The organism is Nocardia sp. NPDC052112 (assembly GCF_040680135.1).
In the GTDB taxonomy this organism is placed as follows: Bacteria; Actinomycetota; Actinomycetes; order Mycobacteriales; family Mycobacteriaceae; genus Nocardia.
On record NZ_JBFAWD010000036.1, the window covers coordinates 48,199 to 65,614 of the forward strand.

At 64.8% G+C, this 17,416-nt stretch carries 1 protein-coding gene (cut by a window edge); it reads right to left on the reverse strand.

The features are described from left to right. Positions 1-17,416 carry the 3' portion of an MFS transporter gene (locus tag AB0L58_RS39215; RefSeq protein WP_364395662.1) on the reverse strand. The gene runs 17,120 nt beyond the window's last position, so only the last 17,416 of its 34,536 coding nucleotides appear in the window; its start codon lies off the right edge, out of view; it ends in the stop codon at positions 1-3.

Sequence of the window (17,416 nt, forward strand, 5' to 3'; positions counted from 1 at the left end):
CTATGGTCCTTGGGGCAGGCCGAATCCGGGCGCGCCTGCGGTGCCCTCCGGCGGCTGGGTCGGCAGCTTGGGATCGGTCCCTGGCCCCGGCCGACTGCGCGGCTGGTCTGCCACCGACTCGGTGGGAGCATCGTCAGCAGGTGATTCGATTGTCGTACTCTGGATTTCGCCGTCGAAGCGTGCTTGCCATTGCGCGTCGGTCTCGTCCTGCGGGTTCGCGCCATTGCCGGTATCGGCAGATGTGGTGCTGGGCTTAGGCTGGTCATCGCCCGCGGTGTCCACGGTCGACCGCGATTCGGTGACCGGTGGTGCGGTAGCGTCGGTGACTGGATTCGAGCTGGTGGCAGGGACTTTGGCCGGCGCCGCCGCGGTTTCGTTTTCGGCGGGCGTGTGCGGGTTCGGTGGCGTCTCCGTAATAGCGGCTCGGTACATCTGCTCTGCGAACCGAGGTCGTGTTCGGGGTACCGCGTGCGCTTGCTCGAAAGCGTAGGCGTAGCTGATCAGTGTCGGTTCGCTCCACGCGCCGGCCCGGAAGGTGACGTTGACGTGCTCTCCGGCTGGATGGTCGCTGTCGGCTGGCGTGCGACCGGCGGGAACGATGATGCCCGGGTATCCGGCCTTGTCACCCATGGTCGTTCCGTAGTTGTAGACGGATACCAAAGCGGTGAGGTTGTGTTCGGCCATCACCGAGTCGATCCGGGTTTTGCTTTCGGCGAGATCCAGCTCGAGGTCGGCCAGATATTTCGCGGTATCGGGACTTTCCGGGCCGAGGTCGATTGCCTCGGCGGCCAGGAGCAGGTCCTGGCCGTACTTCAGGGCCGTATGGGCGTGAGTGGTGTAGTAGGCGGTCAGGTCGGCCAGGGTCTTGATCGGGGCGTCGGCCGGTAGCCGCGACAAGTATGCGAGCAGATCCCGCTTGAACTCGTAGGTGAACACACTCGACCACGGTGGTTCGTTGTTCTGGAAGCTGTCGGTGGTGTCCAAGTCGACGGTGATCAGGGTTGCGCCCTGAGCCGCCAGCGTATTCAGTGCCGCGTCCCACAAGGGGCGTTGTGGGGCATCCTCCGGTGGAATCCCTGCCGTCATGACGCCGAGCCGGGCTCCGCGGAGAGCGTCCGGCTTCAGATCCTCGGTGAAGTCGTGGCCTACCAGTGGGTTGTGCGCGGTCGCCGGGTCTTGCGGATCGATGCCGACGAGCGCCGTCAGCAACATAGCGGTGCCGGTGACGTCCGTACTGAACGCACCTGCCGTGTCCCGGGTGGTCGCGATGGGCACGATGCCCGTGCGGGGAACAGCACCGACAGTCGGTTTGAGTCCGACTATCGAGTTGTAGTTGGCCGGATCCAGGATCGAGCCGGATGTTTGGGTGCCGATGCCGAGCGGCGCGAATCCGGCCTTGACACCGACGGCGGGTCCCGCGCTGGAGCCTCCCGGCGTCAAAGCCTCGTCGTGTGGGTTGAGGGTCTGGCCGCCGTATGAGCTGTAGCCGCGAGGCATCTTGCTGCTCAGATAGAACGCGAACTCGGTGAGATTGCCGTGCCCGAGGATCACCGCACCGTCAGCACGCAATTGCGACACCAGAGTGGCGTCCGCTGCGGGGTATGAATTCGCCAGGGCCACCGAGCCTGCCGTGGTCGGCATGCCTTTGATATCGACGTTGCCTTTGACAATGACCGGCATCCCCAGCAGTGGCCCGTGCTCGGCGCCTGATTGCCGGATTTCGTCGGCTCGGCGGGCTTCTTCCAACGCATGCGGATTGATGCCGATCACCGCGTTCAGTGCCGAAAGTGCTTCGATGCGTTCCAGATACAGCTGGGTCAGCTGCACGCTGGTGATTTGTCCGCTGTTCATCAACTCGATCAGTAGCGTGGTCGTCGCTGTCACGAGGTCGAGCGTTGCTGTCGCGCCATCGGTGGCAGCTCTGCAACCCGGATCGGTTGCGCCGAAGCGATTTTCGCGAGCAGTGGCTGGATCGCTTTGTTCGGCCGCGGTTTCATCGGCTGTCCCCGCTTCGGTTGCGAGACCGAGCCATTCGGATTCTGCGGCCTGTGCGAGCACCTTCGGCGCGGTCGCGCCGGTGACCGGATTCGAGCCGGTGCCGGCAGCGCCGGATGCCGCCGGATCGTGATCGGTTGCGGCTTCGGATTCCGTGCGCCGCTCGGTCTCGCTGGTTGGTTCCGGCAGCAAAGTGTCTTCGTGCGGAGCGCTCGTGGCATCTGGTCCGCGCTTTTCCAGCGCTTGCCGCACCAACTCCGTTGTGTGAGCTGCGGATTGTGTCTCGGCAGTCGCGTCGCCGGCGGGCGCGGTGGGCAAGCCGATTGCACCGACCGGCGGTGTGTCCGTTGGGGTGTGGGGTGGTTGTCCGCCGCCGGGGGGTGCTGCGGTCGGTTGGGGTTGTGGGTTCGGCGTGCGACGGTTGTCGGGTTCGGCGCTGGTGGCGTCCGGTTGGTCGGGTTCGGGTTTTCCGCGGTGTGCGCCGCCGCCGTCGTGGTGCCAGATCGCGTGTTGGGCAACCTGTTTGCGCGCCTGTCCGAACTTGAATTCTCCTCCGTCCCAGGGGGCGTCGACGTTGCCCATGCCGACCAGGGGTCTGCGTCGTGGTTTCTGTTGGGGCTCGGGGACATGGGGAGTGGGGTCGTTGCGGACAGTGCCGTGCTCGGTTTCGTCGGCCTTGCGGGGTGGCGGCGACTGCCCATCGGCGGTCCGGCCACCACTGCGGGCGCGTTGGTGTGGTTGGGGTGATCCGGTCGGCTCAGTGGCCGGTTCCGCAGCTGTCCCTGCCCGTGTCTCGGCGTCTCCGAGTAGTAGTGCGGCAAGTCGCTGGATGCCCTTATAAAAGGTATTTCTGTGGTCCGGCCCCAGTACCTGCGCGACCTCATCCGTCGGTTGGTTCTGTATGAGCCGCAGCTCGATCGCTGTCTGTTGTTTTTCGCTGAGTTCAGCGAAGTGATGGTCGAATGCCGCTCGATTGTGGAGCAAGGCATTTTCGACCACCTGCAACGGTTGGTTACCCGCGTCCGCTTCCAACAATTGAGCAAGGCGGAGAACGGCAGCCCGTTGCATCACCTTGACCGCATTGACGTTGCTGTACAACGCCGTCGCGGTGGTCTTGAGGCTCTTCGCGCGCCGGAATCGGTGATCGAGGCAGGCCCGTTGAGTCTCGGTGAGCTCATCGATGCACTTTTCCAACGCGGGCCGGTTGTTGTCCAACGCTTCTCGCACGATCGGTGGCAGCCTGTCGAGGATGAGGCTGCCGGCCAAGGCGGCCGCGATTTCGGCGGCGGGTACCTCGTGGACCACCGGTGGTTGGGCCGGGCGCGGTTTCTTCGCCATGGCGGGCGGATCGTCGTCACCGATGATGTGTCTTTGTTTGGCCACCGCGACAAGCTCGGCGCGATCGCCTCGGGTGTCGAGCTTGCGGCGGATGCGTTCGATGTGGGTGTAGACGGCGCGGGGGGCTATTTCATTCGCTTCCGCGATCTCAGCGGTTGTCCAGTCCGCCGCGACCATGCGGAGCATTTCGATCTCGAATTCGGTCAGCTCCCCTTGCCTCGGACTACGGCCCCGGCGCGCCCCCGGCGCTTCGGAGGGGGCTGAAGCTGTTGTGGAAGTGAGTGTTTCGACCCCCTGAGTGGACGCTTGACGATCCGACTGCGGCGAAGTGGGTAGCTGTGCGTGGATGCCTCCTGCGGCCGCGATCCCGACCGCGAATTCGCAGGCCGCGCGCCAGACCATACGGGGCGGAATCTGCCCGACCGATTTCACGCCGTCGGTAGCCATGGCGAATCGAACAATGCGACCCCTGCGATCGGATGTAAGGGCGTTGAGGCAGCGTCGGACGTCCGAGGTGGACGCCTCGGCCCAGACCTGGATCAGTGGATCGGACTCCGCCAGACCGGCACCCCGGATGACGAAATTCCGGACCAGCTGCCAGATCGCGGCCGCGTGGCGGTGCTGTCCCACGATATTTCCGGCGATGATCGTAACGACCCATTCCTCGATGCCCATGTCGTCGTTGATCTGGGAGAACCGTTTGATCGCGGTCGCACATACTTCGTCGGCGATCTCCTGCGCCGATGAGCGCCCGACGGCCCGTTCAGCCAGCTGGAACACCTGCGCGCCGAATTGTGCGCGAATGAGGTCGACTGCCTGCTCCGGATGGCCTTGCGCGACATGCTGTTCGACCAGCTGCCTGAGTTGCTCCGGCGCGACGTTGCCGGTCGCGGATTGGTCGGCATGGCGCGCAGTCGTGGCCTCGTTCGGAGTGCCGGAACTTGTTGCGGTCGAGTCAGGCTCTTTCGTGCCTTCGTTTGTCGCTGTGTCGTCGGGTTGCTGCTGGTCGCCCTGCGCAGCCGATGGGGCGGCGCCATCATCCGAGTCCCTGCTGTGTACGGCGCCGGATGGTTCGGGGGGATTGGGGTCCGAGTCGCCGGGTGGCTTCGGCAGGGGGGAGCCGATCCATTTATCGGAATAGCCGTATCCCGGATCGCCGGGGACGGGCGCTAGCGGATCGAACGCGATGACCGGCAGCCTGTCGCTTCCGAATATCGCTACAAATATCTCTTCTCCGTCGGGCCCGTCGGTTCCCCGAACGTATTCGTGCCATTCCTCCTCGCGGTCTGCACGATCCAGCCGCTTCTTGTTCGCGTCGTAGCCGACGAGATCACCTTCGTGGACACAAAGGTTCTGGTCGACCTCCATCATGGTCGCGTGCGCGCCCCAGAGATCGGGATGCTGGTTCACCAGCACAGCTTGCGCACCGGTGCCGTGGCCTTTGACCAGATCGGCGGCCTTGTCGCGAGCTGTGCGCCGCTCCTCCGGTGCGAGACCACTGTGCTCGTCGTCCGACGTGAGCCGGTGCAGATCCCAACCGGCATTGGTCAATTCGGAGAATTGTCTGGGTAGTGCACCTTTGGGTGAAAGTGGTCTGTCCGGCATTGTCACCGGGACGCCTGCGAGCCACAGCTGGGACAGCACCCACATCAGACAATCTCGGGCGCCTTCCATCAGTGTTGCCAGCTCCGGGTCGTACCAGGACAGTTCGCGGTCGTCCGGGGTGTGCGATTCGGTGGAGCCGTCCTGGATTCGAGGTGCTGTCGGAGGCTGCGGTGCGGCCAGGTGAAGTGTCAGATCCTGGTCCAACTCGGCCAGGGCGACCACTGTGGCGTCGCCCGGGGAGCCGCTCGAATCGAGATGAATCCCGCCGAGCGCTGGTCGGCCACCGGGCTGCGTGGCGTAGTACTCACGCATTCGGCACAGCCCGATTACCTGGGATTTCAATCTCGTGACCGCGCCCTCGAGATCGGCGTGCCCGATCCACATCCCCCGGGCGACTCGGCGGCCAGGGGTAGTTCGCGCTGATGTTTCGATACCCGCGGCCAGCCCGGTGATACCCGCTGTCACCGATTCCAAGGTCAGGTCACGGCCAGCCACAGTCAGGTGTACCTCGTCGGCGGCGTCGACGTCACCGATGATCAAGACGAACTCGCCGGGACCGAACCGCAAGATCTGAACGGGGGGTTCCCCGGGCAGTCGGGGGGCGATCTCCTCGGCCATCATGATCGCGGCCACAGCGGCGTCGAGCCGCGCGTTGAGCAGATTGAGAGCGCGCACGGCGTCTTCTCCGGCGCCCTGCAGCGCTTCGATATTTCTGGCCGCGATGCGCTTCATCTCGGCGATGACCGCCCGCGCGTCTCGGTCCAGCCACCGCCCCGGCACGTGACTGAGGTCGACCCGCCCGGTCATCCGTCCGACCATGTTCCACCGTTGGTCCCGATTCAGGAAATGGAAGGCCTCCGTGCCGAGAAGATCTGAGTCCCAAGTGGATTCACTCAGCAGGTGATCCATCTCCAACATCTCGCGAATATTGGACACCTGTTCGGCCGTCGCGGCTGCGTCTCGGCCACGAGACGTGCTGCCACCCGGTACTTGCGTCGGCAGCACTTGCCGGGGCTGTGGTGCGACGGTGAGTAGCTGATCGGCGATCGTGTCGAGCCGGGCATCGAGATCGCGTATTTCCGTGCAGGTCTGACGGAGCTCGACGGAACTCGGTTCGAAGGGCGGGTGCGGCTCGACCGGATCGAACAAGCCGAGTGCGGCGATGTCGGCCACCGCGCCGAGTCGGGCGCGTAGCCGCTCACGCCGCGCGACCGCCGCGCGCCGCTGCTCCATCAGCCGTTCGAGTTCGCCGAGCCCCGCGTTCAGCTCGGTGAGCTCGGCGGCCAGCGCGGTAAGCGTGGCGAGCTCGCCGTACCGTCGAGCGACCCGGTGCCAGGGATCGTCGAACGGCACCCCGCAGAATTCGAAGAAGTCCAGCATCCACATGCCCAAAGCCGTTGGGGCCACGCCCAAGTGGTCTGCCAGCAGATCCCCGATCCGGTCCCGTTCGGCCCGCAGCGCGGCCGGATCATCGGGATCGAGCTCGTATTTCTCGGAGAGCTCGTCCACGGTGTCCCACACCTGCATGCCGCGTGATTCGCCTTCGCGATCCGCTGCGGCGAGCTTGTCGAGATGACGGATTTCGTTCTCGAGTTCGATGACTCGTTCGGCTGCGGCGAGCAGATTCCTGTCGTTGCGGAATTGGTCGAGATTATCCTGCGCGGCCTTATTGCACGTGGCGCGCAGCTGCTTCAAGTTTTCGGTGCCCGGCGCGAAGAATACTGCTGGATCGATTTCCAACTGCTCGGCCAGCTCGTCACGCCGGGCGACGGCTTGCTCGAGTAACGACTCCGGATCGACGGCACTCGTCGCGGCGGATCGACGACTGTTCCAAGGTGTTTCCAGAGCCGGACCGGCCGTTTCCGTGGCCACCTCCGCAGCGTCGCCCTCGGCGGTCTCGAGCGCGTGGCCCGGCGCCGCAGCCAACCCTGGCGTCGCATCGGTGGCTGTTGCCGGTTGACCGTTTTGGTCCGGGTGTGCGTTCTCGCCGGGGGTGGCCTGAGCGGGAGGTTGTGCCCCGGGTTCGGCGGATCCCCACTCCTGGCCGTCGTCGGGGTCGTGGTGGAAAGCGACTGCGCCGTCAGGGATTCCGGCGAATCCGGGCCCGCCCATGCGTGGTCGGCGCGGTCCGCGTCGGGGTTGCAGGTCGAGTGCGTCGTGAAGGTCGAACTCGTGGAATGGAACCGCTGGCCCCGGCGGGTTGGCACGGCCACCTCCGCGTGGCGTCGTGGGTGACGCCTGCTGCTCGGCGCCACCAGCGGGTTTCGTCTGCGGGGGGTTGTCAGTCGCGCCGGGTTGGCGCTGGTTTCCCTGCGTCGGGTCCGAATCGATGATTTCGTCGGTGTCATCTGTGACCGTATTCGCGGCGCGCCACCAGATCAGATCCCGCAACCGGCCACGTCCGCTCTCGGCGGTCCGGTGCGGGGCGCGTTCGGCCGAGCTAGCTCGGCCTGCGCAAACCAGCGCGATATTGTTCAACGAGGTGGTAGGCACTCGATTCGACAGATCGGCAAAGGCGTAGTAGCCACCATGGATCTGTTTGACGTTGAACACACGTTGCGATTGCGCGCAGCTGAGTCGGGTCGCACCCCACCCTCGGCCTGCGGGATCTGCCCCATGGCTGAAGCCGAAGTACCGTTGCGCTGACACCCCGATGTCGCCACCGACCTTCGACACCGGATCGCGGTCGTCGGCAATGACGAATACGTTCTCGGCACCGATACCGAATTCCGCGGCGTGCGTCATCGGTCCGGCCCCGGGTGAGCCCGTGATGATGATCTGGTCGATGTAGTCGGCGAGTTGGCCGTCCTGCCCCGCGAAGCAGAGGGTGGTCGAGCCGTAGCTGTGGGCGGCCACGGTGCGCAATCGGAGGGGTGCGGCGCCGGTCAGCTCGGTCCAGGCCGCGCGGGTCGCATCGTAGGCGGCGATGTCCGCGGCCAGGACAGCCGCACCTTGTTCGGCGAGTTCCGATGACCACAATTCTTCGAGTGTGTTCGGGTGGTGGTACCCGATATCGACAATGGTCACCGCCCTGGTCCGCGGAGCGTGCCGCGCTGATACTTCGAACTGTGCGATACCGGATTTCGCGCGGAGCCACAGTTTCTGCAAGGTGGTTCCGACGCCACCGATATTCCGGGTCATCGACTCGCCTTTGTCGGCGTCATCGATGGCCACTGTGCACCGGCCGTCGCCATCGTAGGCGGTCGCGTCATAGGCGATCACTTGTATTACGGGAGAACCGATATCCCGCACTTCCTCCTCGATGGCCGCGAGTTGTCGTCGAGTTCGGACCAGATTGGTCAGGTGCCGGGTCTCGGCGGGGGTCAGGACGCGGCCGTTCCCCACCTGCCGCAGCTGAGCCAGGAAACTTTGCGGATCTCCGGGCCGGCGTTTCAGGAATTCGCCGATATCGAGATTGATGGAACGTCGGTTCGCGACGTCGCGGACCGCATACAAGACACCGTCGGCATTGCCGATGACGTGCGGATGCACCGCGACCATCGCGTCTCGCTCGTCATCGCTGAGCGCATGCCACCAGCGCGCGACTTGTTTTGCGCGTGTACACGATTGAGCGACTACCTGATCGGGATCCACCGGCGCTGTGAGCGACGCCAGCGACGCGGTCGGCCCCAGGTAGTCCGGCAGTTTTGCCAACGCGCCCTCGGCCAGTCGGATCTGCTCGTCCGTGGCTTCGAGTTCGACGGGTACGGACTGGTCGGCTCGATCCCGAATCTCTTGTTCGATCGCATCGAGGTCTTCCTCGGTCGGCGCGGTCGTGGGCGGCCGATCGGAGGTCCCGAGTAGGTTGTCGACGAGATAGGACCAGGCGGTTCGTGCGCGATCAGCGACTCTCGGAGTCCCAGGTTCGGTTTCGGGTGTTTGGTCTAGTTCTGCGAGATCTGGTATCGGCGGTGTGGTTGTCTCGGTGTCTGTTGGGGTCCGGGGTGGTTGTCCGCCGCCGGGGGGTGCTGGTGCTGGGTGTGCTTGTGGGGCTTGGCTGTTGGTGGAGTTGGTGGTCTGTGTGTTGTCGGTGGTCGGCTTTGTGTCGGGTGTGCCGGTCTGGGCATTCTGCGTGTTATTTGTCGGGGGGGCGGGATGAGTTGATTCGGTAGCTGGCGTGGTGGTGTGGAGCGATGGTGCGTCGCTGTCGGATTGTGATTGTGTTGGTGTGTTGGGTGGGTTTGCGGGTTCTGGTGTGTTGTCTGGTTGGTTTCCGCGTGCCGCACCGGCGCCGTCGATATGGACCTGTCCGCGCTCTTGCATTTGCTTCCACCGCGGTTGGCGCTTCTTCGGCCGATCGAAGGGGTCGCCGTCGCGTTCGTCCCAGGTGGGGACGGGGTCTCCGGCTCCGATGAGGGGGTTGTGTCGTGGTTTTTGCTTGGGTTGGGGTGTGGGGGGTGGCTTGGGCGCGGCGGTTTCGGTTGTGGTCGAACCGCTTTCGCTGTTCTCGGACGGGTTCTCCGGGCGTGTTGCCGCGGCTACCGTCGCATCCCGTCCCTTGGTGCCCAGCTTTTTGGCGGCGCGACCGAGATGGCTCTCTGCAGTGTGCGGTGCGATTTTCAGCTGCTGCCCGATGGCATGGATTGATAGTCCACGTGCTGCCAGACCGACAACGTCGGCTTCACGGCGCGAAAGTTTTTCGATGGCCATCGAATTCAACGGAGCAGGCGTGACGACCGGATCAGCCGATGCCGCGGACGAATCGACCTGCGGATCAGTCGGTGCCTGTTGCTCGGGGGCCGTCGATTCGAGTTCTTCGGTGAGGAGACCCCAGATACATGCTGCCGCGAGTATCTCGGCTCTGTCACCGGTTCCGAACTCGCGTGCGATTTTGGCTTGCCGCGCCTGCATCGCGCCTAAGGAAATGCTGAGCTCCGCGGCGATTTGCGGATAGGTCATGGCCGTGGCGAGCAAACGGAGGAGCTTCACCTGTTCTTCGGACAACCTCGGGGCAACCGACGGTTCTTTGATCGGTTGGTTCGCCTGGTTGTTGCTCAGAAGACCCAACCCGGGCCACTCCGAGTCCGCTGCTCGGGTGGTCGGCGTGGTTTGCCTGGCGACGATGGCCCTTACCATGCCGCGGGCCAAGGCCGCGAGCCTCCCCACTTCGTCTGGCGTCGACCCGAGCTGCTCCGCCGCCTGTTCGCGGGTACGGCCGTCGACTGCGGTGAGCAACAGGACTGTTCGTAGTTTTTCCGGCAGTGCCTTGAACGCGAGACCGATTGCGGAATCCTCCGTTACCTCACTCCCCGGATTGCGCGCAGACCGGTCGCTGCTTTGTTGAAAGCCAGCCATGAGGAGCGGTCGGTCGGGACGATCGCGGAATGCGATTGCGGCACGGTAGACCGACACCGACAAATATGCGCCGACGCTTCCCGTCGGCCCGGCACCCCGGCGGATGGCGGCGAACAAAGCGACGAAGCGATCGGCCACCACATCCTCGACGTCGGTCGGTTCACTGAGAATTTCCGCGGCAACTCTGGTGGCAAGTCCACAGTAGTTCCTGTACAACTCATCGAAGGCGTCGACATCGCCCGATTGAACCGCAGCGATGCGCTCCCGGTCACGAGCACGTTCCGCTAGCCATTGCTTGGGAATATCGGTGTCGGCCTCGTTCTCGGCCTGGCTGCTCTCCGACGCATCGGCTCGGGCCAGTGCTTGCGCGGGACCTGCTGGCAGCTCCGCTGGCTCGGCGGGCGCGGGCACTTCGGTTGGGTGCGGTGCGTTGTCGGGTCTTTGACCCGGTTGGTCGTTCCATTCCCGGCCGTGTGGGTCGTCGGGGTGATGGTGGAAGAGCAGGAAGGCGTTGCCCATAACGCCCTCGCCAGGGGCATGTCGTGGGTTTTTTTTGCGGACGGCTGGGAGTCCGAGTGCCGCGTGATCGGCGGTGAAGTCGAAGCGCCCCTCCTGGGGCGGGGCGGCGGTACTTCCATCCGGAGGCGCGCCGGCCGTCTCGCCTGTCGCCGGTCCGCCGGCCGGGCCGAAGATAATTGCCTGGACAGGTTGTGACGTTCCGGTGATGGGCACGTGGTTGGCGCGCAGCACACCTTCGCCCGGATTTCGCAGCTCGACTCGCTCCCGCCCATCCTCGGTGCGGCACCGCACGAGTAAATGGACGCGGTCGTTCTCGGTCTCTGACGGTTCGACCACGATGGCCGATACCCCGTCGCCGAGCCGGTCGCCCTGGCTGTCCAACATCCGCCCCATTGCCCGCAATTCGGTATCGACCGCACCGATATCGGTGAAATCCTGCAGGCAGCCGCCGGTTGCGGCCTCGACCACTTCGGCGGCCGTGTCCTCGGGGCGCAGCTGTGCGGGCACGGCGAGATCGGCTCGGCCGGTTACCTCCCGGAAGTCCTGCAAGAGCAGCAACACATTTCGGCAGTTCGGTCCAGCGGCGGCCAGCATGTGCGCCCACTTCGCCAGGATCGGTGCCGGGGAAGATCCGTCGCGGGTGACTGTCAGCCAATGCAGTACCCGCCCGAGATGGGTCAGCGGCAACGACGCCTCGACCGCACCGGCCCTTGCCCCTTCCGTTAGGCCCTCGATCGGGCTCAGTGTCGCGGTCGCACGCATGCCGTACATGAACACATAGGCGGGAAGCAACGCCAGCTCGTCGTCGAACCCGACACCGTCGGGGATCAAACCCTGACTTTTGTACAGTTCGAAGGCCTCCCGCAGCATGGACGGTGCCATGTCATGCAGTATCCAGTTGGTATTGGCCGCCACCACGTGCAGGAATTCGTGGTGGATTGTCTGGTAGACCATGTCCTCGGTCGACTGTGCCAAGAAATGGTCCGCTTGGAGCTGTTCCCAGCGTTGCCTCGTTTCCGGGTTGGTGCACAGTTGCCGGTTCACCAGGATCGTCGTGTAGTGATCTCGGGCATCCTCCGTCGTAGTTCCGTATGACTCGGTCAGGCCGAATTCTGCGGGGATGTCTTCGAACCGCACGTCACGCAGGGCGTGGCGGCCGCCGTATTCCGCGATGCGGTCGCGCAGAGCGCGGTCGGCGGATTCTATGGCCGATACCGGGATTGCCGGATCCTCCCACCCCGTGATGCGGATGTGGTGGTCGTCGTACAGTCGGCGGGCGATACGCGCCTTGGCCTCGAGGTCGCTCTGCGGCGGCGGCTCGATGGCAGCACTGTGATCGGAATCCGCTGGTCGTGGCTCGTCGAATCGGGCCCAGACCTCGCCCCATTGCTCCACATTCGAATCGGTCGCGCAGGTGAGCGGGGCCCGCACCTCGGGGCCGATCTGGTCGTGGCTGTACAGCGGTGCAAGCCCGGTGAGGTCTTCGATCATGGGATCGCGCTCGGGGCGATACTGCGTCAGCTCGAACGACACGTGTAGTGACCGGGCATCGGCCTCGGTGGTCATCCGCAGTGTCAGATGCGCCTGCATCTCGTACTCGGGGGCGTAGGCCCCGGCACCGGCCTGCTGCAGCGCGCACGTATAGCTGAACATATACCGCACTGCGCTCAGACCAGCAGCGCGGACCAACTCGGCTGCAGCCTCGATCTGACTCGGTTCGCGCCACCCGCGCGCCTGCATCATTTCGGCTACGGCGGCAGCGACCACCTCCACGTCCGCCTCCGTTTGCAGACCGTTGGATGCGAAGAACGGGATGAAGTCGAGCGTCAGGCCGGGATCCAAACATCCCGAATGTGCGGGCAGGGCCAGTATCGCCGCCGCGGCCCTTTCATCCGGAAAAGCACTGCCACCGTGGGTCCAGTCCATGTATGCGGGTGCTGCGGTTGTCTCGGAAAGCGGGTCGGGTTGGCTGCTGCTGGTCCAGCTGTCGTCGTCCCCTGTGGTGTTGGCGAAACCTGGTGGTCGATCCTCATCCGATCCTTGGTGCCCGTGGCCGAAGCCGCCCCCGTCGGCATGGGGTTGTGTGACTCCTTCGATCCACTTTCGTGTCGCCGCACGGTTGCGGTGCACGGGAATGGCGTTGTCGTCGAAGGGGTCCTCGGGGTCGGGGACGGGGGCGCCTCCAGTTCCGAACAAGCCGCCGCGCCGCGCGGGGTGGGTCGTATTCGTTGTGCGACGGGGCGGCTCGGTGCTGCTGTCCTGCGTCGATGCGTCGGCTGCTGTGCCCTCCGATCTCGCGTCCGGTGTTGTACTCGTGGCGGCGTCGGCTTGTCCGTCGGTCTCGGAGCTTCGTCCTCGAGTCGCACCGGAGGTGTGCTCAGCGGAACTGCTTGCCGCCGAATCGGTTTCGGGTGTTTGGTCTAGTTCTGCGAGACCTGGTATCGGCGGTGCCGCTGTCTCGGTGTCTGTTGGAGTACGGGGTGGTTGTCCGCCGCCAGGGGGAGCCGGTGCCGGGTGTGCTTGCGAGACTTCGCCGTCCGTGGGGTTGGTGGTCCGCGTATCGTCAGTGGTCGGCTCCGAACCGGGCGTGCCGGTCTGGGCTTCCTGCGCGTTATTCGTCAGGGGGGCCAGATGAGGCGATCCGGTATCTGGCGTGGTGGCGTGGAACGACCGCGCGTCGCTTTCGGATTGTGACTCTGCTGGAGAGTTGGGGCTGTCGGGCGTGTGCTGGGGCGGGTCTGCGGATTCTGGTGTGTTGTCGGGTTGGTTTCCTCGTGCCGCACCAGCGCCGTCGATATGGACCTGTCCGAGCTCTTGCATCTGTTTCCACCGCGGCTGGCGCTTCTTCGGTCCATCCAAGGGGTCGCCGTCGCGTCCGTCCCAGGCGGGGACGGGGTCTCCGGCTCCGATGAGGGGGGCGTGTCGTGGTTTTGGGCGCGGTGCGGGGGCGGGTGGTTCCGGATCGTCATCGGTCTCGAGCGCTCGTGCTTCGGCCTCGGGCGCCACGGAAGCGGATGCGGCCGACGACAGTCGCGGGCCGATTATCCGTGGCTCGTCGGCCTGGTCGGAGAAATCACGATGGTCATAGAATTCGTGGACCGCTATCGGCTCGCCTGGAAGATGAGCCAGCAATGCGTCGTCGATCATCCAGCGCACGGCATCGAATTCGGGGTTGTCGACCTCGGGGAGGTCGTAGGCGATATAGGCGGTGTGTCCCTGGCTCGCCTCGTGGTGAAGCATGATTTCACAACGCACCGTGAGACCGTTGCTCTGGATCGTGACATTGGGCGGGTGCGGGGGCGGCAACTTCAGAGCTTCTCGTATCTGCCTGTGGGTGACTCCTTTCGCCCGGATCAAATACAGGGTCAAGGATCGGCTGTTCGTTCCGGATTCGCTTGTCGTGGTTCGACTTTCGGTATGAGTGGTCGTAACCAAACCCGACGTCACGGCATGACTCGCATCACTGATCTGCTCGAGCCCGGGGGGGTTGTCGAGGACGACGACGGTGCCGGAGATATCGGGAGCCGTTTCGAAGACCGCATCATGGGAGAAGACGCGGACAGCTCCGCCGGAACGGGTTACCGCAACGACTTCGATAAGACCGGGAATAAGTGGTTGCTGCCGCAATCTAGCGCCGAGATCGGCTGGAGTGAAGGAGTTGTAGTACAGATCGGCCTGGACTCGGCTGGTCTGCTCTTCGCGCACCATGTTCGCGAGCCCGGTGACGAACTCCTCGATGTCATCGGTGGTGAGTACGAAGCGGGTGGCTTGCTCACTTCGACCGTCCTCCGCTGTCGCCTGTCCGGTCGCTTCGGCCTCTGCCTGTGTCGCATCGAGCCCGGGAGGTAGTTCTTGGCGGGCACCTTCGGGTTCATCGGTTTCGGTTGTGGTCGAACTGCCTTCGTCGCTGTCAGGAGGTGTGGCGGCCGCTGGAGCAGGGGTTGTTTCGGCTCGTTGTTCGGGTTGGTCGCGGTAGCTGGCGTCGGTTGGGTTGGGTTCCGCGAGGTTCGCTGTCGGTGGTGTGTCGGTGGCGTTTTCGGGTGGAGTGGGCGGTTGTCCGCCGCCAGGGGGTGCAGGTTGTGGACTTGGTGTGGTGCTGTTGTTCGGTGCTGGGTCGGTCGGTTGGCTGGAGGTGGACCGGACCGACGGTCGGTTATCCGATTCACGGAGTGGATGCCCGGCAATTGGCTTGGCGCGGACGTCCTCAACAGGTACTTCGCCTGTGTCGGCCTTCGTCGCTCTCTCTTCGACATCGCCAGGGGGGTCGGAGGCGGGCGGGGCGGTTGTCGCTGCCGATGTGCGGTCCGCGGGAAGTGGATCATCGTGACCGATGAGTTGCCGCTGTGTGGCCACCGACACGAGCGTATTCCGGTCTTTACTGGTGCCGAGTCTGAGTGCAGCGCGTTCGAGGCAGTAGCGCACGGTGGGATAGGTGATGCCGAGCGCTGTCGCGATCTGTCGATCTGTCATGCCCTGCGCGACCAATTCGAGCACGGCGCGCTCACGCTCGGTCAGCCCGCCAGTCGTCGGCGGTGCGGACCGCGAGGTCGATTTATCGGTTGCGGGAGCCAGCAACGAGGCCAGCCGGTTGGCGGCGGTATCGACCTTGGCACGCTCGCGACCGCCGATCTTGCCAGCCAACTTCCGGATAGCGTGCCACAGCACGGGGTCCTTGGTCTCGACGTCCGCGGGGGGCAGTGGTTTCGCGGCCGACGCGCTGCGTCGGGTCGGCCACAGCTGCCAGACCTTCCGCTGCTGGTCGGCGCCGAGAACCGCGTGGATGCCGTTTTCGATGACTTCTCGGTCCGCTCGGGCGAGCGCCTGGCTTTCCGGTCCGCGGTCATCGACGTCGGCACCTGCGACGAAGATGTCCCAGATGCGCTGTCGGAATTGGACGAACTCGAGGTGTTTCGCCATCAAGTTTCGCGCGTTGAGCACGACCCATTCCTCGACACCCCGGTCACCGATCTGGCCGAGACGTCCAATCGCGCCCCTGCATGCCCCGTCGAAAATTTCGGCAGCCGCTCGAGGCGCATGCACCTTCGTCTGGATCCACGGGAGTACCTTGACTACGAAGTGTTCCCGAATCAGCTCGACGGCCTGTTCCGGATGCCCCTGCGCGACATGTTCATCGATCAGTTGTCGAAGTTGCTCGTCTGAGGCGGCAGGGGACGCACCTCTACCTGACGCCACCGGAGTCGACGCGGAGGACCGAACTTTCTTTCCGGCCCAGGGATTCGTGGGCTTGTGGTCGTCACGGTCCTGTGGAGTAGTCGCCGCGCGGGGGGATCGACGCCTGTTCCACGGTGTCTTCGGGACCTGACCCTCTGATCCCGTGTCGGCGGAATCCCATGGTGTTGTCCCCTTGTCGGCTTGCCCGCTCGGAGAGTTGGCGGCCGCAGCCACCTGCGGATCCGCACGGCCGTCATCCACGACGGGCAGTTCTGTGCTGTCGCGTGTTTCGTGCGGTGTTTCGGTGGCGTCGGTTGTGGGGGCGGGGGTTTCGGCTTGACTCGGCGTGGATCGGGAGTTCTCGTCGCTCTCACCCCGATCACCCATCGGCGTGACCGGGTAGTCGGCGAGTGGTTCACCGGGCGTTGCCGTGGGGTCGGTGTCGGGGTCGAACCGGAGCACGGGGTGTAGGACGGGTGGGTTGGTGTGTGGGTTGTCGTCGCTCTCTGAGGTGTTGGCGGAGTTTGGTGGTTGTTCCGGATCTGGTTCGAGGTGTCCGCGGGGGAAGCCGCCTCCGTCGGCGTGGGGTTGTGCGAGATTGTTGATCCATTTGTGTTTCGCTCTGCCGTTGCGGTTCAGGGCGAAGGCGTTGTCGTTGAATGGGTCGTCGGGGTCGGGGACGGGGGCGCCTCCGGTTCCGAACAAGCCGCCGCGCCGCGGGCGGTGGGTCGGTTTGGTTGTGCGGCGGGGAGTCCCAGGGCTGTTCTGCGGTGTGGATGGGTTGGCTGTTGTTCCCTCTGGTTTTGTGTCCGGTGTGGAACTCGCGGCGGTATCGGCTTGTTCGTCGGTCTCGGGGTCCGTTGGGGTTCGGGGTGGCTGACCGTTGTCCGGGGGGACTTGGGGTGAGGGGGTCTGTGGTGCTGTGGACCCGAGCTGCTGCACCGTTTCTTCCAGCGCGTCTGCGAATCCCTGGCTTTGCGTGAGCGTCTCGAGACCGCGATTGCGCATCGACAAGGGGGCCTCGTAGTCGGCAGACGATTCGAAGTTGTCGGTGAGGTCTGTGTGCAGCTGGGCAATCATCTCGGCGGCATCATGCGCCGGTTGGCAGGACGGCAGGCTGGCGACAGTCTCAGCGAAAGCTTCATCGGCTCGACGAACAAGGTCGAGCGCGAATGCGGCGGAGTCGCGAGTACGGGTCAGGTAGTACTCGGCCGCGGTGACCAGACATGACAGGCGGTTAGCCTGATCCGAACCGGTACGGGTCGCAACGAATGCCGCGGCTCCCGAGAACAGGTACCGGAGGGCATGCGCTAGCTTCGAATCGGACTCGGTTCCCCGCCGGGCCACCAGATACGCGTCTGTTTCTTGCGCCCAGTCCGTGCGATCATGGGCTCGCACTGTATAGAAGTAATGTTTGAGCCCAGACACTTGCTCAGCGGCTTTGGCAGGACGCCCCACATGCTCGACAGTCGGCTCGGCATCTCCAGAGAGT